Annotated in this window: 19 protein-coding genes; 9 read left to right on the forward strand and 10 right to left on the reverse strand. The window is 65.6% G+C overall.

Annotated elements, in window-relative coordinates:
- Positions 1 to 189: 189 nt before the first annotated feature.
- The 3 genes from ACQZF9_RS06450 (at position 190) to ACQZF9_RS06460 (ending at position 4,049) form a co-directional block, all read left to right on the forward strand.
- On the forward strand, positions 190 to 1,563 hold the full coding sequence (locus tag ACQZF9_RS06450) for a hemolysin family protein (protein ID WP_428312432.1): 1,374 nt from the start codon (positions 190 to 192) through the stop codon (positions 1,561 to 1,563).
- Positions 1,564 to 1,758: 195 nt separating this feature from the next.
- A complete protein-coding gene (locus tag ACQZF9_RS06455) occupies positions 1,759 to 3,459 on the forward strand; it encodes a proline--tRNA ligase (protein ID WP_428312433.1) in 1,701 nt (566 codons plus the stop codon).
- Positions 3,460 to 3,479: 20 nt separating this feature from the next.
- The gene (locus ACQZF9_RS06460; protein WP_428313382.1) at positions 3,480 to 4,049 is read left to right on the forward strand and encodes a lytic transglycosylase domain-containing protein; all 570 of its coding nucleotides are present in this window, start codon (positions 3,480 to 3,482) and stop codon (positions 4,047 to 4,049) included.
- Positions 4,050 to 4,071: 22 nt separating this feature from the next.
- Here the strand turns inward: ACQZF9_RS06460 and ACQZF9_RS06465 are convergent, their stop codons facing one another.
- Positions 4,072 to 4,803 (reverse strand): LysM peptidoglycan-binding domain-containing protein, encoded by a 732-nt coding sequence (locus tag ACQZF9_RS06465; RefSeq protein ID WP_428312434.1) that lies wholly within the window; start codon positions 4,801 to 4,803, stop codon positions 4,072 to 4,074.
- Between the two features lie 94 nt (positions 4,804 to 4,897).
- Here ACQZF9_RS06465 and wrbA point away from each other — a divergent pair, with 94 nt between their 5' ends.
- Entirely contained in the window at positions 4,898 to 5,488 is a 591-nt protein-coding gene (gene wrbA / locus ACQZF9_RS06470) for an NAD(P)H:quinone oxidoreductase (RefSeq protein ID WP_428312435.1), read from the forward strand.
- A complete protein-coding gene (locus ACQZF9_RS06475; protein WP_428312436.1) occupies positions 5,485 to 5,814 on the forward strand; it encodes a DUF2069 domain-containing protein in 330 nt (109 codons plus the stop codon). The genes wrbA and ACQZF9_RS06475 overlap by 4 nt, the downstream gene beginning before the upstream one ends.
- Before the next feature lie 80 nt (positions 5,815 to 5,894).
- On the opposite strand, the gene hda is transcribed toward ACQZF9_RS06475, so the two are convergent.
- On the reverse strand, positions 5,895 to 6,581 hold the full coding sequence (gene hda / locus ACQZF9_RS06480) for a DnaA regulatory inactivator Hda (protein WP_428312437.1): 687 nt from the start codon (positions 6,579 to 6,581) through the stop codon (positions 5,895 to 5,897).
- 1 nt (position 6,582) lies between these two features.
- On the reverse strand, positions 6,583 to 7,731 hold the full coding sequence (locus ACQZF9_RS06485; RefSeq protein WP_428312438.1) for an AI-2E family transporter: 1,149 nt from the start codon (positions 7,729 to 7,731) through the stop codon (positions 6,583 to 6,585).
- Between the two features lie 121 nt (positions 7,732 to 7,852).
- Between ACQZF9_RS06485 and purM the strand changes: the two genes are divergently transcribed.
- Together purM and purN are read left to right on the forward strand one after the other, a co-directional pair.
- Positions 7,853 to 8,878 carry a phosphoribosylformylglycinamidine cyclo-ligase gene (purM, locus tag ACQZF9_RS06490; RefSeq protein ID WP_428312439.1) on the forward strand — a complete coding sequence of 342 codons (1,026 nt, stop codon included), beginning with the start codon at positions 7,853 to 7,855 and terminating at the stop codon, positions 8,876 to 8,878.
- Between the two features lie 10 nt (positions 8,879 to 8,888).
- The gene (purN, locus tag ACQZF9_RS06495) at positions 8,889 to 9,455 is read left to right on the forward strand and encodes a phosphoribosylglycinamide formyltransferase (RefSeq protein WP_428312440.1); all 567 of its coding nucleotides are present in this window, start codon (positions 8,889 to 8,891) and stop codon (positions 9,453 to 9,455) included.
- A gap of 100 nt (positions 9,456 to 9,555) precedes the next feature.
- On the opposite strand, the gene ACQZF9_RS06500 is transcribed toward purN, so the two are convergent.
- The gene (locus ACQZF9_RS06500; protein ID WP_428312441.1) at positions 9,556 to 11,082 is read right to left on the reverse strand and encodes an Ig-like domain-containing protein; all 1,527 of its coding nucleotides are present in this window, start codon (positions 11,080 to 11,082) and stop codon (positions 9,556 to 9,558) included.
- 243 nt (positions 11,083 to 11,325) lie between these two features.
- Here ACQZF9_RS06500 and ACQZF9_RS06505 point away from each other — a divergent pair, with 243 nt between their 5' ends.
- On the forward strand, positions 11,326 to 12,921 hold the full coding sequence (locus ACQZF9_RS06505) for a thrombospondin type 3 repeat-containing protein (RefSeq protein ID WP_428312442.1): 1,596 nt from the start codon (positions 11,326 to 11,328) through the stop codon (positions 12,919 to 12,921).
- A gap of 179 nt (positions 12,922 to 13,100) precedes the next feature.
- Here the strand turns inward: ACQZF9_RS06505 and ACQZF9_RS06510 are convergent, their stop codons facing one another.
- From ACQZF9_RS06510 to ACQZF9_RS06525, 4 genes are all read right to left on the reverse strand, one after another.
- Complete coding sequence (locus tag ACQZF9_RS06510) at positions 13,101 to 14,027, reverse strand: Ku protein (RefSeq protein ID WP_428312443.1); 927 nt, start codon at positions 14,025 to 14,027, stop codon at positions 13,101 to 13,103.
- Between the two features lie 130 nt (positions 14,028 to 14,157).
- On the reverse strand, positions 14,158 to 15,552 hold the full coding sequence (locus ACQZF9_RS06515) for an MBL fold metallo-hydrolase (protein WP_428312444.1): 1,395 nt from the start codon (positions 15,550 to 15,552) through the stop codon (positions 14,158 to 14,160).
- Positions 15,553 to 15,585: 33 nt separating this feature from the next.
- Entirely contained in the window at positions 15,586 to 16,470 is an 885-nt protein-coding gene (locus ACQZF9_RS06520) for a recombination-associated protein RdgC (RefSeq protein WP_428312445.1), read from the reverse strand.
- 55 nt (positions 16,471 to 16,525) lie between these two features.
- Positions 16,526 to 17,830, reverse strand: coding sequence for an MFS transporter (locus ACQZF9_RS06525; protein WP_428312446.1), 1,305 nt, complete (start codon positions 17,828 to 17,830; stop codon positions 16,526 to 16,528).
- An 84-nt stretch (positions 17,831 to 17,914) separates the two neighbouring features.
- Between ACQZF9_RS06525 and ACQZF9_RS06530 the strand changes: the two genes are divergently transcribed.
- Entirely contained in the window at positions 17,915 to 19,720 is a 1,806-nt protein-coding gene (locus tag ACQZF9_RS06530) for an ABC transporter transmembrane domain-containing protein (RefSeq protein WP_428312447.1), read from the forward strand.
- Positions 19,721 to 19,786: 66 nt separating this feature from the next.
- Here ACQZF9_RS06530 and ACQZF9_RS06535 read toward each other — a convergent pair whose 3' ends face one another.
- Positions 19,787 to 20,467, reverse strand: coding sequence for a phosphoadenylyl-sulfate reductase (locus tag ACQZF9_RS06535; RefSeq protein ID WP_428312448.1), 681 nt, complete (start codon positions 20,465 to 20,467; stop codon positions 19,787 to 19,789).
- A 462-nt stretch (positions 20,468 to 20,929) separates the two neighbouring features.
- Entirely contained in the window at positions 20,930 to 21,331 is a 402-nt protein-coding gene (locus ACQZF9_RS06540) for an RNA-binding S4 domain-containing protein (RefSeq protein ID WP_428312449.1), read from the reverse strand.

Consider the following 21,331-nt stretch of genomic DNA (forward strand, 5'->3'; position numbering starts at 1 on the left):
CCTCTCCCTCCGGGAGAGCGGCAGGGGTGAGGGTCTCCAAGCATCAGGCCAGCTTGAATCTGAGACGCCCTCACCCGGCGCTTCGCGCCACCCTCTCCCGAAGGGAGAGGGCAAGGCAGCGCTGAGCAGGCAAGGCCGCCGCAAGCCGGCGTGTCGTAGACTGATGGTTAGCCCTTTTCGTGGTGCCCGATGGTCCTGCTCCAAGACAGCCTGCTGCTGGTCGTCGCTTTTGTGCTGGTTCTGCTGAATGGTTTCTTCGTCGCGGCCGAGTTTGCGATCGTCAAGCTGCGCCGCAGCCGGGTGGAGGATCTGGCCAGCGCGCATGGCTGGCGCGGCGGCATGCTGCGGCGGGTGCACGACAATCTCGACGCCTATCTGTCGGCCTGCCAGCTCGGCATCACGCTGGCCTCGCTGGGCCTGGGCTGGATCGGCGAGCCGGCCTTTGCCGGACTGCTGGAAATGCCGCTGGCGGCGATCGGCATCGAATCGATGGAAGTGGTGCACAGCATCGCCTTCGTCGTCGCTTTCGCGGTGATCTCCTACCTGCACATCGTGCTCGGCGAGTTGGCGCCGAAGTCGCTGGCGCTGCGCCGGCCCGAGGCGCTGTCGCTGATCACCGCCGGCCCGCTCTATGTTTTCTACTGGCTGATGTACCCGGCGATCTGGTTTTTGAACACCAGTTCCAACGCACTGCTCAAGCGCCTGGGCCTGGGCGCGGCGGCCGGCGGCCATGGCAGCGACGCGTATTACAGCCCGGAAGAGCTTCAGACCATCCTGCATCACAGCCGCCGCGTCACCGAAGGCCCCGAGATCGAGATCAAGACCATCGTCGCGCATACGCTCGAGCTGGCGGACCTCGAAGCCGGCGACCTGATGCGGCCGTTCCGCGAGCTGGTCACGCTGCGCTCCGACGACAGCTACGCGGAAATCCGCCGCACCATCCAGAACCACCGCTTCAGCCGCTACGTGCTGCTCGAGGCCGAGGACGACGACCGTGAAGACGAAATCGTGCTCGGCCTGCTGCACGTCAAGGACATCCTGCTCGAACCGGGCGGCGACGACGTGCAGTCGCGGCTGCGCCGACACATCCGCGAAGTGCTGGAAGTGCGCGAAGAAGAATCGGCGCTGGAGCTGATGCGCCGCTTCCGCGGCGGCGCGCCGCACCTGGCGCTGGTGCGCGACAACGACGAGCGCCTGGTCGGCTTCGTGACGATGGAAGACATCCTCGAGACGATCTTCGGCGAGATCACCGACGAGCACGAGACCAGCCGCCAGAAGAGCACCGACCGGCGCTTCGTCTGGCTGCCCGACGGCAGCTTCCTGGTGCCGGGCGACACGCCGGTGTATCGCATCGAGCGCGAGCTCGGCCGCGAGATCGAGGAGGCCGAGGACGAGGACGTCAGCACCGTCGGCGGCCTGATCATGAGCAAGCTCGACCGCGTGCCGGGCGAGGGTGACAACGCCCAGTTCGAGGATTTCGCCGCGCTGGTGCGCCGGGTCCAGGGCAACCGCGTGCTGCTGGTCAAGATCACGCCGCAGGTGAAGTCGGCGCGGCGCGATTGATCGTGAGTCTGAAGCTGCGTCTTCCGGAAGCCACCGCCTGACTGAAATTCCCTCCCCCGCCTGCGGGGGCGGGTTAGGGTGGGGGCGTTCGTCGCGGAGTTGCTCTGTCGTCTCGCCCCATCCCGGCCTTCCCCCGCAGGCGGGGGAAGGAGACAAAAGCTAGAATCGCCGCCTTTCCGTAAAGCCAGTCCTGCCATGCGCCTGTCCCGCTTCCCTCTCAGCACCACCAAAGAAACGCCGGCCGATGCCGAGATCATCAGCCACCGGCTGATGCTGCGCTCCGGCATGATCCGCAAGCTCGGCACCGGGCTGTACAGCTGGATGCCGATCGGCCTGCGCGTGATGCGCAAGGTCGAGAACATCGTGCGCGAGGAGATGAACCGCGCCGGCGCGCTGGAGCTGCTGATGCCGACGGTGCAGCCCGGCGAGCTGTGGCAGGAATCCGGCCGCTGGGACGTGATGGGCGCCGAAATGCTGCGCTTCAAGGACCGCCACAAGAACGACTTCATCTACAGCCCGACCGCCGAGGAAGCGGTCACGCACCACGTGCGCCAGGACATCCGCAGCTACAAGCAGCTGCCGATCAACTACTACCAGATCCAGACCAAGTTCCGCGACGAGCGCCGCCCGCGGTTCGGTGTGATGCGCGCGCGCGAATTCATCATGAAGGACGCGTACTCCTTCCACATGGACATGGACAGCCTGGTCGCCGAATACCACAACATGCGCGCCGCCTATACGCGCATCTTCACGCGCATCGGCGCGGAATTTCGCGCGGTGCAGGCGGATTCCGGCAACATCGGCGGCGCCGCCAGCGAGGAGTTCCACATTCTCGCCGGCGCCGGTGAAGACCTGCTCGCGGTGTCCACCGAAGGCGACTACGCGGCGAATGTCGAGGCCGCGGAAACCCAGCCCTCCGGCCTGCCGGCGCCCGCACCGGCCATGTCAATGGAAACCGTGCCGACGCCGGGGCAGAAGAGCTGCGAGCAGGTTGCCGCCTTTCTGAAAATTCCGCTGGCGACGACCACCAAGCTGCTGGTCGCCAAGGCCGCCGACGGCGGCCTGATCGGCATCGTGCTGCGCGGCGATCACGAGCTCAACGAGATCAAGGCGTCCAAGCATCCGAAGATCGCGTCGCCGTTCGAGATGGCCAGGGTCGAAGACGTGCAGGCGAAGTTCGGCTGCGAAGTCGGCTATCTCGGCCCGGTCAATTGCCCGATCGAAGTGATCGCCGACTTTGCCGCCGCCGAACTCGGCGATTTCGTCTGCGGTGCCAACGCCAGCGGCGCGCACATTAAGGGCGTCAACTGGGGGCGCGACTGCGCGGCGCCGGAAACCGCGGATCTGCGCATGATCGTCGAAGGCGATCCCTCGCCGGATGGCAAAGGAACCATCAGATTGCTGCGCGGCATCGAAGGCGGGCACGTGTTCCAGCTCGGCCAGAAGTACAGCAAGGCAATGAACCTGACGGTGCTGAACGAGTCCGGCGAGGCGGTCACGCCGCAGATGGGCTGCTACGGCATCGGCGTGTCGCGCCTGGTCGCGGCGGTGATCGAGCAGAGCCATGATGCCAACGGCATCGTCTGGCCGGACGCGATCGCGCCGTTCCGCGTGATCGTCACGCCGATCGGCACCGACAAGTCGCAGGCGGCCAAAGACACCGCCGAGCAGCTTTATAACGAGCTGATCGCAGCCGGCGTCGACGCGCTGCTCGATGATCGCGGCCTGCGTCCCGGCCCGATGTTCGCCGACGCCGACCTGATCGGCATTCCGCATCGCATCGTCATCGGCGACAAGGGCCTGGCGAATTCGCAGTTCGAGTACAAGCATCGTCGCGCCGAGAAGGCCGAGATGATAGACGCGAACCTTGCCGCGGTACTCGCCAAGCTGGCCTGATGCGAAAACGCGACGCGAGCCTGGCGGCGCGCGGCCTGATGGCCGCGTTGCTGCTGCTCGCGAGTGTTTTCGCGCATGCAGGCCCGACTGGCGAACCCGAGCCGGAGCTGCGCGCGCTGCTGAAGGCGGCGATCGCGCAATCGAATACCTTCCAGGATCGCTTCGACGCCGAAGTCTGGCTGGTCGACATGTCCGGCCGGATCAAGCGCAACATCCCCGACGACAAGGAGCGGCTGGAATTCCTGCGCCTGGTGCACCAGGAAGCCGACCGCGCCAACATCACGCCGGAGCTGGCGCTGGCGGTGATCCAGATCGAAAGCGGCTTCAAGCGCTTCGCGCTGTCCAGCGCCGGCGCCCAGGGTTACATGCAGATCATGCCGTTCTGGCTGCGCGAAATCGCCGGGCCGGAGGACAATCTGTTCCACACGCGGACCAATCTGCGTATGGGCTGCACGATCCTGCGCTACTACCTGGATCGCGAACACGGTGATCTGGTCAAGGCCCTGCAGCGCTACAACGGCAGCTATGGCAAGCCGCAGTATCCGGCGCTGGTGATCAATGCGCTGAACAAGCGCTGGTATCGCGGGTAGGCAAGCCGCTCAAGCGACGCTCTTACGGCGTCTCTTCCTTCACTTCGCCGATACGCGTATCGCTGGTCTTGGCGCGTTCGCGCGCGTAATTGACCGCGTCGACCACTTCGTCGATCGTCGGATTCGGGCGGATCTTCAACTGCTGGCCGGCGCTGAGCCGATTGGGGTCGGGAATCACCTGCAGGTTGTTCTGCCAGATCAGCGGCCATAGCCAGGGATTGCCGTAGATTTCCGGGCGCGCCGAGATGATCCACAAGTTGTCGCCGCGCTTGATCGCATAAGGCTTGACGCCGTTTTTCAGCTGGTCGTTGAGCTGCAGCAAGGCCTTGTACGCGGCTTCGCCGGCGCCCAGCACCAGCAGCGACTCGGCGTTTTTCTGCTGCGCGATCTGCGCGTCGTTGAGGCCGGTGTACTGATAGGACTTCTGCAGTTCGGCCTGCGCGAGCTGCAGATAGGGCACGTCGGCGGCGCGCTTGCCGGCCGGATCGCTGCCCGCCGAGGGCGGCAGGTAGTCGGGCAACGGCGGCGGTGTCTGCGTGGTCAGCGGGCGGATTTCCGGGCGTACCGTCGCATTGTTGCGGCGGGTCATCGTGTCGAGCGCGGCGCCTTGCGCTGTGGCCGGCTGCGCCGCTGGCTGCGCTCGCGGCGGCGGCGTGTACGGCACGTCCAGCCGGCGCGGCGGCGCGCAGGCTGCCAGCAGCGCGGTCGTCGTCAGCAGCATCAGCAACAGGCGGGCGGGGCGCTCTGGCAGCACGGCGGTCTCGATGGCGGAAGGCGAAACCGCATGATCGCCGAAGCGGCGCGCTGCAAGCCACTACAATGCGCACTCCACCTGCCGATCCGCCGCAATGAACGACATCCTGGTGCTGTACTACTCGCGCAACGGCTCGGTCGCGGCGATGGCGCGCGAAATCTGTCGCGGCGTCGAAGCCGCCGGTGCGGTCGCGCGACTGCGCACCGTGCCGCCGGTGTCGACGGTCACGGAGGCGACGCAGCCGGAAGTTCCGCAGGACGGGCCGGTCTACGTCAGCCATGACGATCTGCGCGAATGCTCGGGCCTGATCCTGGGTAGCCCGACGCGCTTCGGCAACATGGCCGCGCCGATGAAGTATTTTCTGGATTCGACGTCCGGCCCGTGGATGTCCGGCGCGCTGGCGAACAAGCCCGCCGCGGTATTTACCTCGACCAGCACGATGCACGGCGGCCAGGAGAGCACCCTGTTGACGATGCTGCTGCCGCTGCTGCATCACGGCATGCTGGTCGCCGGCATTCCGTACACCGAGCCGGCGCTGTCGAGCACGCAGAGCGGCGGCACGCCGTATGGCGCTTCGCACGTTGCCGGCACCGGTTCGAGTCCAGCGGTGCTGACGCGCGACGAGATCACGCTGTGCCATGCGCTGGGGCGTCGCGTCGCGCAGTTTGCGCAGAAGCTCGCATGAAGCGTCCGCTGAGTTTTTACGCGAGAGTCGTCGCGATCGCCTCGCATCTGCTGCTGATCGTGCTGATGCTGATCGGCTCGCGCGGCGGCAGCGGCGCGCTGCTGGTATTGCCGCTGCTGTTGCCGATCGCCGGCATCATCCGCGGCCGCGCCTACACGTATTCCTGGGCCTGCATGCTGGTGGTGTTCTACGCCGCGGGTTATCTGGCCTCGGGCTATGCGCAGCCGATGCAGAAATGGTCGGCGTTCTTTCTGGCGAGCATCGCGGCGATCGATTTCGTCGCGCTGGTGCTGTACGTGCGGCTGCTGGCCCGAGAGAGGCCGTAGGAATTTTGAGGAGCTGCTGCATCAGCCTGTCATTCCCGCTTTCGCGGGAATGACAAATGAGTGCTTCGTGAAGAGCTTCGCTAACGGGGCTCCAGCGTCTTCTGCACGAACATCATCGTCAGCCGGCGCTTGTCGCGCAGCGAGGCGCGGTCGAGCTGTTCGATCGCGAGCAGCAGGCTGCCGGCGTCGCGCGGCAGGTGATTGATCAGCCAGCGCGCGGCATCGTCCGGCAACTCCAGGCCGCGCTGACGCGCGGCTTCTCGCAGCCAGGCGCGTCTGTCGTCGTCGCTGAGCGCGCGCAGGCCGAATAGCGGCAGCGCCGACAGGCGCGTGCGCAGATCCGGCAGCAGGCTGGCGATGCGCTCGGGAGCCGCGGACGCGGAAACGCACCAACCGCTGCCCTCGCTACGCAGCCGGTCGAGCAGCCGGATCAGCGCGTGATGCCAATCCGCATTGCCGTCGATGGCCTCGATGTCGTCGACGCACACGAGGTCGAAACCGACCAGCCCGTCGAGCGCATCGGCGCCGTTGTCGACGAGGCCGCGCAAGGGCAGATAGCTGACTTTGAGTCCGCGCTGCTGGGCCTCGCGCGCCAGCGCCTGCAGCAGATGGCTCTTGCCGGTGCCGGCCGGGCCGTACAGATACAGTCCGCCCGATCTGAGCGCGCGCAGCGCGGCAACGGCGTCGGCATTCGGGCCTGCATGATAGGTGTCGAAGCTCGCGGTGCTGCGCAGCTGCACCGACAGCGGGATCTGCTCGCCCTTCACCTTAGGGCATCGGCCCCGGCACGCTGTCGAGCTGCTCGGGCGTGAGTTCGTTCAGCGGCGCGTCCTGAAGGTACAGCTTGCTGCCCAGCCAGTGATGCAGCGTGTGGCGCATCATCACCGCCAATACCGCGGCCACCGGCAGCGCCAGCAGCACGCCGATGAAGCCGAACAGCTGGCCGCCAGCCATGACCGCGAAAATCACCGCCACCGGATGCAGGCCGATGCGGTCGCCGATCAGCCAGGGCGAGAACACGTTGGACTCGAGAAACTGGCCGATCGCGAATACCACGCCGAGCCAGATGAACGGCGTCAGCTCCTGGGTCTGCACCACCATCGCGATCACCGCAGTGACGATGCCGATCACCGCGCCCAGATACGGAACGAAGCTGACCAGGCCGATGATCAGGCCGACGATCAGCGCCAGGTTCAAACCGGCCAGCCACAGTGCGATCCAGTAATACACGGTCAGCGCCGCCATCACCGTCAGCTGGCCGCGGAAGAAGGCACTGAGCACGTCGTCGGTTTCGAGCGCGAGCTTGTCGGCGTTCGGCCGCCAGCGCGGCGGAATGGTGTTGCGCACCCAGGCGACCAGCAGATCCCAGTCGCGCAGCAGGTAGAACGTGACGATCGGAATCAGCAGCAGGTTGGCGATCGTGGTGACGATTGCGCCGGTGGACTGCGAGGCGCGTTCCCAGATCGCCGGCAGGATGTCGCTGGCACTGGACCAGTTGCGCGTGATCAGCGTCTTGACGCCCTCGGCATCGAGCTGCACGCCGCGCGGCAGCTTGATGCCGAGTTTGGGCAGGGCCTTGTCCTGTACCCAGGTCAGCCAGTCCGGGATGTTGTGCACCAGCACCGTCAGCTGGCCCTGCAGCATCGGCACGACCAGCAGCACCACCAGCACCAGTGCGGCGAAGATCACGAAGAACACCAGGCTGACGCCCAGCGTGCGCGACATCCGCAGCTTTTCGAGCCGGTCGACCAGCGGATCGCCGATGTAGGCCAGGCCGGCACCGACCACGAACGGGGTCAGTATCGGGGCCAGCAGCCAGGTGAACACCAGCAGCGCGACGCCGACCAGCATCCACGGCCAGTTCTCCTTGAACGAGGAGGCGACGCTGTCTTCGACGCTGTCGGGCGCTGCGTTCATCGGGCTGGACCGGTCAGGCAAGGGCGCATTATCCGGTGCCAACCGGTAAAATCACAGACAGAGCCGCCCCCAACCCAGCAGCCGACGCCGTCGAGCCTGCGCTCCCGCACCCGTACTCTCCATGACCAAAGCAGCAGGCCTTTCCTATCGCGACGCCGGCGTCGATATCGATGCCGGTGACGAACTCGTCGACGACATCAAGAAGATCGTCCGCGGCACGCGCCGGCCTGAAGTGCTGGCCGGCGTCGGCGGCTTCGGCGCGCTGGTGTCGCTGCCGAAGAAGTACAAGAAGCCGGTACTGGTGTCGGGCACCGACGGCGTCGGCACCAAGCTGCGCCTGGGCATCGATTCGGGCCGCGTCGAGGGCCTGGGCCAGGATCTGGTCGGCATGTGCGTCAACGACGTGCTGGTGTCGGGCGCCGAGCCGCTGTTCTTTCTCGATTACTACGCCACCGGCAAGCTCGATCAAAAAGTCGCGGCGCAGGTAATCAAGGGCATCGCCACCGGCTGCAAGCTCGCCGGCTGCGCGCTGGTCGGCGGTGAGACCGCCGAAATGCCGGGCATGTATGCCAAGGGCGATTTCGATCTGGCCGGTTTCTGCGTCGCGGTCGCCGAGCAATCCAAGATCATCGACGGCAGCAAGATCAAGGTCGGCGACCTGATCATCGGCCTGCCGTCCAGCGGCCCGCATTCCAACGGCTATTCGCTGGTGCGCAAGATTCTCGAAGTCAGCGGCGCCAGCCTCGACGACAAGTTCCAAGGCGGCACCATCGGCGACGCGCTGCTCGCGCCGACGACGATTTACGTCAAGCCGGTGCTGAAGGCGCTCGATGCCAAGCTGCCGATCGTCGGCATGTCGCACATCACCGGCGGCGGCATCGTCGGCAACCTGCCGCGCTGCTTCCCCAAGGGCACCGCGGCGGTGATCGACACGACGAGCTGGAAGCGCCCGGCAATCTTCGACTGGCTGCAGGAAAAGGGCGGCGTCGAACAGGACGAAATGTGGCGCGTGTTCAACTGCGGCGTCGGCTTCGCGATGGTCGTGCCGCGCAAGAAGGTGGCCGAGACGCTGGCCGCGCTGAAGAAGTCCAAGCCCTTCGTGATGGGCGAGATCGTCAAGGGCAAGCAGGACGTACGCTTCGTCTGAGGGCGTTTCGATGAAGCGCTTGGTCGTGCTGATTTCCGGTCGCGGCCGCAATCTGCAGGCGATCATCGAGGCGATAGCGAGCGGTGAGCTGCAGGCCGAAGTCGCGCTGGTGCTGAGCAACAGGCCCGACGCCGGCGGCCTCGACTATGCGCGCGCCGCCGGCATCAATACCTGTGTGATCCGCCACGCGGACTTTCCGACGCGCGAAGCTTTCGACGCGGAAATGATCGCCGCGATCGAGCCATGCAAGCCCGATCTGGTGGTGCTCGCTGGCTTCATGCGCATTCTGAGCAGTGCCTTCGTGCGCGCCTTCGCCGGTCGGCTGATCAATATCCATCCGTCGTTGCTGCCCTTGTATCCAGGCCTGGACACGCACGCGCGGGCGATTGCCGCCGGCGACAGCGAACACGGCGCCAGCGTGCACTGGGTCACCGAGGAACTCGACGGCGGCCCGGTGATCCTGCAGGGGCGCATGAGGATCCGCGCCGGTGAAACCGCCGAACAGCTCGCCACGCGGCTGCTCGAAGAAGTCGAAGTCAAACTCTATCCGCAGGCGATCAAGCTGCTGCTGTCGTAGCCGGAATGCTACCCGGGTTGCACTTGAGGCCGCGAAATCATCGGCAAACAAAAAGGGCGCCTTTCGGCGCCCTTTTTGTTTGATGCGATGAAGCGGAGGCTTACGGCGTGGCCGCCGGCGGTGCCGTGGTGCCGCAGGCGCTGTAGACCTGCAGGCCGGACAGCGCAGTCAACAGGCCGCCGTTGTAGGTCAGGCGCAGACTGTCGAACGACTTGGTCGAGGCAATGGACAACAGTGCCTGCTCGTTGTTGCCGATCAGCGTGATGCCGAGCAGGTCGACCGTCAGCGGATTGCTGTCGCTGCTGGTGTCGCCGGTCTCCGTGGCGCCCAGATAGGTGGATACCGTGACCTGCGCCAGCAGTTCCGCCGACACCAGCTGACCAGCCGGATGGCCGACGATGAAGCCCGCGTTGGTGTTCGGGCCGCCCGGGAATATCTTGGTACCTTTGACGTCGATCGTGACCGAGCTGAGGGTCAGCAGGCCGACGCCGATGTTGGCCTGGGCGAAGTTGCTGCTGTCGGCATCGACGAGGTTATCCGGCGAATCGACGTTGCACAGCAGACACAGCGGGCTGGTGCTGACCGTGACCTGAGCCGGCGCCAGCAGCGGGCTGGTGCAGACCGCGCCGGTGATCAGCAGCGGCGTGCTGGCGGTGCGTGCAGCACCGACGATCTGCGGTTCCGCGCCGGTCTTGAGCGTGGCGATGATGTCCACCGTGCCTTCGATCGTCTTGGTCGTGACCTTGCCGTTCGCGTCCACCGTGGCAAGGGTGTCGGAACCGGATGTCCAGTCGATCGACGAATTGCTGATCGGGCTGATCGAGCCGTCGCTGTAGGCGCCGTAGGCGGTCGCGATGGTCGACGAGTTGATCGGGATCGGGCTCGCCGGGTTCAGTCTGACCTCCAATGCACCGGTCAGCGTCGCGGCGCTGACGGTGACCGGCAGGCTGGCGCGGATCGTGGTGTTGTTCGGAGCCGGGCTGCTGGCCTCGATCACCGAAACGGCGCCGTTAGTGGCCGAGGAGGGTGACTTGAACACCTTGGTCGGCGTCGGGTCGGCCGGAGAATCGGCCTGCACCGCGGTCGGCACCGACGAAGTCCAGCTGGTGGTCGGGTTGACCACCTTGGCGCCATTGGTCAGCGTCGCGATCGCGGTATAGCTACGCTGGCCACCCTTGGGAATCGTGTCGCTGGTCAGCGCGGTCTGGGTGGAGTCACCGGTGCGGATGATCGACAGCGAGACGACCTGCGCCTCGGTGACCGTCAGCGTGGCGGTGGCCGTGAAATCACCCTTGCTGGCGGTGATCGTCGCCACGCCCGGCGAAACGGCCGTCGCCAGGCCGTCGCCGTCGATGGTGGCGACATTGACGTCGGTGCTCTCCCACGAGGCATCGACCTTCTGCGCCGTGGTGTCCGTCTCGGAGCCCGGCGGCGTGCTGAACTGCCCGATCGCATCGAACTGCACGGTGGTGCCGGCAGCGGCAGTCACGGTGCTGGACGAAGTCGCCCGGTCCTGAACCTGCAGACCTTTGAGCACGGCGGTGAAATCCGGACTCTGGATACTCCCGTCGCCGCACGCGGTCAGCAAAAGCGCCCACAGGGGCACCAGAATTCGCATCCCTTTCATCTCTACTCCCATTCCCACTCAGTGTTGATCGCCCGATTGCGCGACCGGCTCGGCATCAACTTCATCCGAAGTCTGTTGTAAGCCAGTGCGTACAGGGCATAATCTACAGATACCGGCCAGCCGTGAATAGCACCTGAGCTATGCCCATCGCCGGTTTTGGGAAAAAAAGATGGGTTGGACGTCACCCGGATCGGCCGGGACGGCGGGGGTTGCACTGTTTTCATGCCGTACAGGGAGAATGTAATGCTGAAGAAGCTTGGCTTCGCCGTCGCTGCCTTGCTGTGGGCGACCATGGCAATGGCGCAGGACGACGAGGTGGATAAGCGTTGGTACACCTCGCTTTCGGGCGGTGCGTCATACGCGGGAACGGATTCGGCTAAGTTCGGCCCCTACGGATCGTTCTCCGTCGGCCGCGCGATCACCGGTTGGCAGGGCATCGAGCTCGAAGCCAACTATCTGAAGCTCAATGTCGAAGATGTGAAGGGCAAGTACGACTACAGCCGCCCGACCATTGGTTTCAATTTCATCCAGTACGTGCTGCCGCAGGAGATTCCGATCCGGCCGTTCGTGCTTGCCAACGTCAACTACCACTTCATTGATTTTCTCGACGAGAACCTCAGTGGCGGTGGTGTCGGCGTCGGCGGCGGTGCGATGCTGAACCTCAGCCCGCACTGGGATTTCCGCATGCAGGGCCGTTACAGCCTGGACTTCATCAACAAGAAGGGCGATGTCCCCGAGGACACGTTCTACCTTTGGGATTTCTCGGTCGGCTTCCTGTACAAGTTCGGCGCGTTCCCGGCCGACGACGACGGCGACGGCGTGCCCAACGGTCTCGACAAGTGCCCGGATACGCCCCGCGGCGTCAAGGTCTACTCCGATGGCTGCCCGATCGATCTCGACGGCGACGGCGTTCCGGATTACCTGGACAAGTGCCCGAATACGCCCAAGGGAACCGCAGTTGGCCCCGATGGCTGCCCGCTGGATAGCGACGGCGACGGCGTGCCCGACAACCTCGACCGCTGCCCCGGCACGCCGCCCGGCGCGATCGTCGATGCCAACGGTTGCCCGGTCGACAGCGACGGCGACGGCGTTCCGGATTTCCTCGACAAGTGCCCGGGTACCCCGGCCGGCGTCAAGGTCGACCCGAACGGCTGCCCGCTGGATAGCGATGGCGACGGCATCCCGGACTACCTCGACCAGTGCCCGAAGACCGCGCCTGGCCAGGCCGTGAACGCAGTCGGTTGCCCGATCGCGGACAGCGACGGCGACGGCATCCCGGACAATCTGGACAAGTGCCCGAACACGCCGGTGGGTCAGAAGGTCGGCCCGGATGGCTGCCCGCTGGACAGCGACGGTGACGGCATTCCGGACGACCAGGATCAGTGCCCGAACACGCCTCCAGGCCTGAAGGTGCTGCCGGATGGTTGCGCGCCGGCCGGCGATTGCCGCAAGCCGCGTCCGGGTGAAGCCGTCGATGCCCGCGGTTGCGCTCTGGACCGTCGCTTCGTGCTCCGCGGCGTCAAGTTCGAGTTCGACTCCGATCGCCTGCTGCCGGAATCCAAGGTCATCCTGAAGGAGGTCGCCGAGACGCTGTCGGCTTACCCGAACATCAAGGTGGACGTGGAAGGCCACACCGACTGGATCGGTACCGAGGCCTATAACCTCGGCCTGTCCGAGCGTCGTGCGATCGCGGTGCAGAAGTTCCTCGAGGACAATGGCGTGCAGCAGAAGCGCCTGAAGCCGGTGGGCTACGGCGAGTCCAACCCGATCGACACCAACGACACCGAGGAAGGACGCGAGAACAATCGTCGCGTCGAGTTCAAGGTGACCGAAGGCTGATCGAGGTCTGATCACCCGCCAGATCGATCTGGCGGGAATTAAAAAGCCCGGCGAGCAATCGCCGGGCTTTTTTTATGTGCGCTGGTTTGTTGTTGAAGTTGCCACCAAACCCTGTTCGTCCCGATACGCCCGCAAAAAATCGCGGGCTACTCGGGACGAACGGAGGGTAGGGTTTCCGCCTACTTGCTTTTGCGTTTGCTCGTCGCGGTTTTGCTCGCGGTCTTCGCTGGCGCCTTGGTATGCGTGCTGCGACGGCGGCTCGGGCTGCGGCTGGCGCGGCCGGTTTTCTGGCTCTGACCCTTGGCGGCGATGCTCTGCTTCAGCAGTGCCATGAAGTCCGGCTGTGTGGCTTTGCCCTTGCCCTTGCTCGGCTGCTCTTCTTCCTCGTCGTCCTCGGCGACCAGATCGTCGGACTGCTCCTTGACCATTTTTTCGACGATCGCGGTCAGCTTGTCGCGGAAGTCGTCCTTGTAGTCCTCGGGATTCCATTCCACCGACATCGATTCGATCAGCTGCGCCGCCATGTCGATCTCGCGCGCATTGATCTTGAAGTCGGCTGGCTTGCCCTCGGGCAGTTTGAATTCGTCGTGGGCGACGATTTCCTGAGGAAAACGCAGCAGATTGAGCATCAGCGCGGCGCCGTCGGGCAGCAGCATCGCCAGATACTGGCGCGTGCGGATCACGACCTTGGCGATGCCGACCTTGCCGGTTTTCTTCAAGGTCTCGCGCAGCAGCACATAAGGCTTGTCGGCCTTTTTCATCGGCACCAGCACGTAGGGTTTTTCGTAATACGAGGCCTGCACGGATTCGCGGTCGACGAAGGTCTCGATGTCGATCGTCTGCGTCGCTTCCGGTGCGGCCTTGCGCAGCTGCTTTTCATCGATCACCGCGTAATTGCCCTTGCGGTATTCGAAGGCCTTGACGATGTCCTTCCACGCGACTTCCTTGCCGGTTTCGGCGCTGACCCGCTCGTAGCGGATCGGACTTTTGTCGCGCGAATCCAGCAGGCGGAAATGCAGATCGACCGAGCGCTCGCCGGAGTACAGCTGCACCGGCACGTTGAGCAGGCCGAAGGAAATGGTGCCGGTCCAGATCGGACGTGCCATGGGAGTCTCCGCGATGTTGAAGAGACGCATCGCAGCACTTGTGCACTTGATCAGGCATGAACGCCGATTTCGCGATGTAGGAGCGGGCTTGCCCGCGACTGAGGTTTCGCAGTCGCGGGCAAGCCCGCTCCTACAGGATCAACATTCCGTCCGCGCGCAGCTTGTCCAGATGGCTCTCGATATTGCGCAGCGCCAGCGGTATCAGCCGTGGATCGAGGTCCTTGTAGATCGCGGCCAGCATGTCCTGCATCGATTGCCCGGCGCGCTGTAGCGCGAGGATTTCGGCTTCGCGCATGCGCCGGTGGCGCATGGTTTCCTCAAGCCGGAACGTGGTGCCCATGCCGACGCCGTGCGACGGGAAGATGAAGCGCGGCGCGAGCGCGATCATGCGGTCCATCGTCTCGAAGTAGCGGCGCATGTCGCCTTCGGGCTTGCTGATGACCACCGTGCCGACGCCCTGGATCAGGTCGCCGACGATGCACCAGGCGCGGCCCTGCGGCATCAGCGCGATCTGGCCGTCGTCGTGGCCCGGCACTTCCAGAACCTGCACCGGTTCGCCGAGCCAGCGCGTGATCTCGTCGCCTTCGGCGACCAGCCGCAGATCGAGACCGTCGAAGAAGCCCGGTGAGCGTTTGGCGATGCGCATGCGTGTGGTCGCGCTGGTCAGCATTGGCCAGCCGAACTTGCGCGCCAGCGTGTCGGCGAACTGGTTGTGATCGACGTGGTGATGCGTGATCAGCAGTTGATTAACGCCCAGGCCCAGCAGGGTTTCTTCGAGTCTTGCCAGTTCGGCGGCGTCACGCGGCGAAGGATCGACGGCGATGCGCGGCGCGCCTTCGTCGCCGATGACGAAGCAGTTGGTGTGCTCGGCCGGCGGCAGCGTGTTGGAGCGCACGAACACCTGGCGCAGGCCGTTGATGCTCTGGATCACGGTCAGCGCGTCGTCGGCCTCCGAGGTCGGATCCTTCAGCGGATCGCCCAGCGGATCGTCGATCGGCGTCATTCGCCGCACCACCGGTTTGCTCATGTCCAACGTCAATGCGTCGAGGCAGGCCTTGGTCGGCGGCGCGGCGATGATCTCGCCGCGCTGCCAGGCCGCCAGCCATTGCGCCGGCGCTGCCCAGCTCCAGTCGATGGCCTCGCGCTCGTCGACGACGAACGCCGGGCGACGTGTCAGCCGCAGCACGAAAAACCAGGTATCGAAGCGGCGCGGGAACGCGGTCGGCGTCAGCGCGCGCGCGCACAGCTCGATGCCGATGACCAGGCCGGAATCCACTGCCGCCGGCAGATCGAACGCCAGTTCTTCGCGCAGCTCGCGCGACAGCGCGTGCATCAGCCGACGGTCGTGCGTCGCCAGCAATGGATGCTCGAAGGCCGCGCCGGCGGCGTCTTCCTTGTCGACCTTGCCGCCGGGAAAAGCCTGGTAGCCGGGGAAGGCGAGCATCGCCGGGTGGCGGCGCGTCATGAAGATCTCGCCGCCCTCGGCGAAGATCGCGGTCACCGCATCGGCAATCGGCAGGCTCATGCCGCTGATTGTAGCGCTGCCCCGCGAACCAGCTCAGACGAAGGCTTGCAGCAGCTCGTCGATCATCGGGCCGCACTGGCCCGCCATCAGCAGAAACTCGGCCTCGAACGCGCGCTCGGCGTCCTCGGTACCGGAGCCTTCGTCGGCCTCGTCCATTTCCAGGAACTTGACGCGCTTGATCTGCAGCTTGTCGTTGACGACCAGCCCGAGCCGGCCATTCCACGTCAGCGCCAGGCGGCTGGCTTTCAGGCCTTCCTCGAGATGGCGGCGGATCTGGTCCACTTCCAGCGAATGGCGCAGATAGCGCACCACCGATTTGGCCGCGTCGGTACCGGTCAGCTCGCATTCCTCGCCGAGGTCGAAGTGACCCGGCGCGGTGCGCGCGCTGAGCCATTCGGTGAGTCTCTGGCCGGGCGAGACCTCGGTGACCGGCAGCGATACCGACAGCTCACCCAGCGTGTCGCGCAGATGCTCGATGACCTGCTCCGCACGCGTCGGCGAGCTGGTGTCGACGACGATGCGCTGCGCCACCGGGTCGATCCAGGCGCGGGTGACGTTGCGGCGCGCGAACGCGCGCGGCAGCAGTTCGGCGGAGACGATGTCCTTGAAGTCGCGCAGCTGCTTGCGCCCGGCCTTGAAGCCTTTCTCTTTCTCGAACTCGGCGGCACGCTGCTTGACCGCGTCGGCGACCACCGACGACGGCAGCAGCTTCTGCTCGGTGCCCAGTGCCAGCATCAGGTGCTTCTCGACGCCGTAGACCAGCTGCTCGTCGCCGCGCGGCGACACCCAGCCGCGGCTTTCGCTGCTCATCGCGCTGCACGGCAGCAGCGGCCGTAACGCCAGCTTGTCCTCGAGTTCGCCGGCGGGCAGCGTCCATTCCCTGTCGAGGCGATACAGCTGGAGATTTTTAAACCACACGAGGCACAAGCTCCGCAGAAGAAGAAAACAGGGCCGGGCAGGATAGCGGCTATCCTCAGGCGGTCAACCCGGCCGGCGCGGTCCGCGGCGGCAGCAGAAAGTATCGGACGGCAACAAAACCCGAGCACAGCAGGCACAGCGCGCCGACATACCAGGCCGGCGCGAACTGCGGACTCCACTTCAGCGCGTAGGTGACGATCAGTGGCGTCATGCCGCCGAAAATCGCGTAGGCCATGTTGTAGCTGAAGCTCAGGCCGCTGAAGCGCACCGCTGCCGGGAACGAGCGCACGATCAGCGACGGAATCACGCCGACGATGGCGACGCAGAAGCCGGCGACCCCGTAGAGCGGCAGCAGCGGCAGCGAAGCGTGCGCCAGGCCGGTGTACAGCGCCGCGGTCGATGCCAGCAGCGCCAGGCAGCCCAGCAGCAGCACGCGCGGGCCGCCGAAGCGATCCGCGGCCAGGCCATAAATCAGGCAGCCGATGGTCAGGCACAGCGTGGCGATGCTGTTGGCGAACAGCGCCTGCGGGGCCGGCACCGCGAACATTTTCTGGATCAGCGTCGGCGTCATCAGGATCACGACGACGATCGCCGCAGTCAGCGTCCAGGTCAGCAGCATGCCGCCGGCGACCGCGCGCCAGTGGTCGCGCAACACCGCTTTCAGCGGCAGCTCGGCCGACAGCTGTTTCTGCTGACGCATCGCCTCGAAGATCGGCGTTTCGTGCAACCAGCGGCGCAGCCACACCGCGATCAGGCCGAACACGCCGCCGAGCAGGAACGGCAGCCGCCAGACGTGATCGAGGATCGCTTCCTGGCTGAAGCTCAGGTTGATCGCCGTCGCCACCAGCGAGCCGAGCAGGATGCCGAAGGTCAGGCCGGCGGTGAGCACGCTGCAGGCAAAGCCGACGCGGCGCTCCGGCACGTGCTCGGAGACGAACACCCAGGCGCCCGGAATTTCGCCGCCGATCGCGGCGCCCTGCAGCAGACGCATCAACAGCAGCAACAGCGGCGCGGCGTAGCCGGCGGTGGCGTAAGTCGGCAACAGGCCCAGCGCCAGCGTCGGCAGCGACATCAGGAACACCGACAGCGTGAACATCTTCTTGCGGCCGACGCGGTCGCCGAAATGCGCCATCACGATGCCGCCGATCGGCCGCGCCAGATAACCCGCCGCGAATAGCCCGAAGGTCTGGAACTGGCGCAGCCATTCCGGTGTGTCCGGCGGGAAGAACAGCTTGCCGATCACCACCGCGAAGAACACGAAGATCACGAAGTCGTAGAACTCCAGCGCGCCGCCGAGCGCGGCCAGGCCCAGCGTGCGCAGATCGCGGCGATCCAGGGGGCGGTCGGTGGCAGCAGTCATGGGTTTGAGCCGGATGCGGGCGGGCGAGGGCGTATGCTAAGGGCTGTCTGCCTAGACCGTCTTCGTCCGGATCAATCTGTCCTCATGACTGCAACTACCACCGCGCCTGTCACGGGCCCGGATTCCGAAGCCGCCGCCAAAGCCGCGACGGCACGTACGCGCCGGGTCGGCGCGCTCAAGCAACTGCTGCCATATCTGCGCCCCTACCGTGGCCGCATCACGCTGGCGCTGGTCATGCTCGTCCTGGGCTCGGTGACGATGCTGGTGGTGCCGCTGGCGTTCCGCGATCTGATCGACCTCGGCTTCATCGGCAAGGAGTCGATCGACTGGCATTTTCTCGCGCTGTTCGTGATCGCGCTGTTCTGGGGCGTGACCGTGGCCGCGCGCTATTACACGGTCAGCTGGATCGGCGAGCGCGTTACCGCCGATCTGCGCAGTGCGGTCTACGCGCGCATGCTCGAGCAGTCGCCGGAATACTTCGAAACCACGCGCACCGGCGAAGTGCTGTCGCGGCTGACCGGCGATACCACGCTGGTGCAGACCGTGGTCGGCTCCTCGGTGTCGATGGGCCTGCGCAGTTTCTTCCAGTTCATCGGCGGCCTGGTGATGCTGGCGGTGACCAGCTTCAAGCTGTTCGCGGTGACCGTGGTGTTGCTGCTGGTGGTGGTCGCGCCGCTGGTCTGGGTCGGCCGCAGCGTGCGCAAGCTGTCGCGCGAATCGCAGGATCGCGTCGCCGATTCCAGCGCGATGGCGGGCGAGATCCTGAATGCGATGCCGACGGTGCAGGCGTTTACGCAGGAGCCGGCGGAGGCCAAGCGCTTCGACGTCACCGTTGAAACCAGCTTCGCCTCGGCGATCCGCCGCTCGCGGGTTCGCGCGCTGATGACCGCCGGCATCATCGGCGGCGTGTTCGGCGCGATCGTGTTCGTGCTGTGGCTGGGCGCCAAATCGGTAACGGCCGGCACGATGACCGCCGGTGAACTCGCGTCCTTCGTGCTGTATGCGGTGTTCGCGGCCGGCGGTGTCGGTGTGCTTGCCGAAGTCTGGGGCGACATCATGCGCGCCGCCGGCGCCACCGAGCGGCTGATGGAACTGCTCGCCGCCAAACCGATGATCGCCGCGCCGGTGCGACTGCAACATCTGCCGAACCTGCGTCAGGCGCGGCTGGCTTTTGACAACATCAGCTTCCGTTATCCGTCGCGTCCGACGCAGCTTGCACTCGACGGCATCACGCTCGACGTGAAGGAGGGCGAGACCGTCGCGCTGGTCGGCCCCAGCGGTGCCGGCAAGACCACGCTGTTCCAGCTGATGCTGCGCTTCTACGACGTCGCCGAGGGCGCGATCCGTTTCGACGGCGTCGACATCCGCGATCTGGATCCGCGTGAACTGCGCGAGCAGATCAGCCTGGTGTCGCAGGAGCCGGTGATTTTCTCGGCCAATGCGATGGAAAACATCCGCTACGGTCGCGCCGCCGCCAGCGACGACGAGGTGATCGCGGCGGCCAGGGCCGCGCTGTGCGACGACTTCATCCTGCGTCTGCCCGAGGGCTACCAGACCTTCCTCGGCGAGCGCGGCGTGCGCCTGTCCGGCGGCCAGCGCCAGCGCATCGCGATCGCCCGCGCGATCCTGCGCAATCCGCCGCTATTGCTGCTGGACGAGGCCACCAGCGCGCTCGATGCCGAGAGTGAAGTGCTGGTCGGCAAGGGCCTGGAAGCGGCGATGCGCGGCCGCACCACGCTGATCATCGCGCACCGGCTGTCGACGGTGCAGCGCGCCGATCGCATCGTCGTCATCGAGCAGGGCCGGGTGGTGGAGATCGGCACGCCGGCCGAGCTGCTCAAGAGCGGCGGGTTGTACGCGCGGCTGGCGAACTTGCAGCTGGTGGCCTGAGACCTCCCGGGTTTCACCCGGGCTACTGGCGATCCCTGGCCCCGGTGAAACCCGGGATGGCGACGCCTACAGGTGCAGCCCGCACTCGGTCTTGGGTTTGCCGACCCAGCGTCCGCTGCGGCCGTCGCCCGGCACCGTGCAGTGCTTGCAGCCGATCGACGAGTAGCCCTTGGCCACCAGCGGATGAAACGGCAGGTCGTGCTCGCGGATGTAGGCGTCGCGCTCCTCCTGGCTGACGTCGATCATCGGGTTGAACTTGATCACGCCGCGACGCACTTCGAAGATGTCCAGCTCGGCGCGGTGCTCGGTCTGCCAGCGCATCAGGCTCGACACCCAGACCTGATACTGCGCCTTGATCTGTTCCAGCGGCTCGACCTTGTTGACCGAGCAGCAGAAGTCGGGGTCCTTGGCCCAGGTTTTCTCTTCCTGGGTGAACTGGTGCTGCCAGTCCTCGGCGCGCACGTCCTTGACCGTCAGGCCGAAGCGGTCGATCAGGTACTGGCGGTATTCCAGGGTTTCCGGGAAGTGGTAGCCGGTATCGATGAAGTGCACGACCTGCTCGGGGCGGATCGTCGCGACGATGTGCAGAAAGTAGGCCGAGGTCGCCGCAAACGACGAGGTCACCAGCACTTTCTCGGGCGGGAAGTCGCTGTACAGCCGGCGGATCCGCGCCTCGAAGTCCAGCGGCGCGTATTGCTGGTTCAGCAACTGTATCGCGGCGCTGTCGACCACCGGCCGGCGCGGCACGGGGGCGGTTTCGGCCTGCACATAAGGGCTGGCCGAGGGGGCTGGCGTGGGAGCGGCGGGGGCTGACAAGGGCAAACCAGGCAAATGGAGCGAAGTCGCATTTTAGGGATGTGACGCGGTGTCCACAATCAAGCGATATCAATCCGGCTATCTTTAGAACCTCGAGTTCTCAAGTTCTGGCGCCCCATTCCGAGGAGTTCATTGTCAATTCAGTGCCTGCTTGGCATGCTTGGCCTGCGGTCCCGAGCCATGGGCTACTACGCAAGGATGCGTGGCGAGGAATCGGACGAGCAGGCAGGGAAGGCCCGGCTCTTCCAATTCCCAGTGTTGGCAGGGAACGACCGCCTTCAAAGGCCGTTGCTGATTCGTTCAGTGGCGGCTTTTGTCGTTGAGGCCGGCAGAAAGTGAGGCCAGCCTCTTATTTGGCCGCGGCCCGGCTGGAGCCCGGGCTTGCGCCGTGACTCAATCGTGGCCGCTATCGATCAAGGTCCGCTTGAGCTTTTCCAGCAGGCGGCGCTGCTTCTTGTCCGGTCTCACCGACTCGAACGACGCGGATTGGATCCGCCTTAGCTCGGCTGCTTTTTCGCGCTCTCGCCGGCTGGCCTCGGTCTCCTCATACAGCAACCGCGCTACCGGCGCCGCGCCGCGCTTGTCCGACAGGCCTTTGACGACGACTTCCAGTTCCTCATAGCCCTGGCGCAGGCGGATCGTCGCGTTCAGCGCCACCGATTTGGCCGGCTTGGCGCGTTCACCCTCGTAGCGAACCTTGCCGCCGTCGATCGCCTCCTGGGCCAGCGTGCGGGTCTTGTAGAAGCGCGCGGCCCACAGCCATTTGTCCAGCCTTACCGGCTCAAACGTACTCAT

Origin of the sequence: Hydrocarboniphaga sp. (assembly GCF_965279055.1) — a bacterium.
GTDB lineage: Bacteria > Pseudomonadota > Gammaproteobacteria > Nevskiales > Nevskiaceae > Hydrocarboniphaga.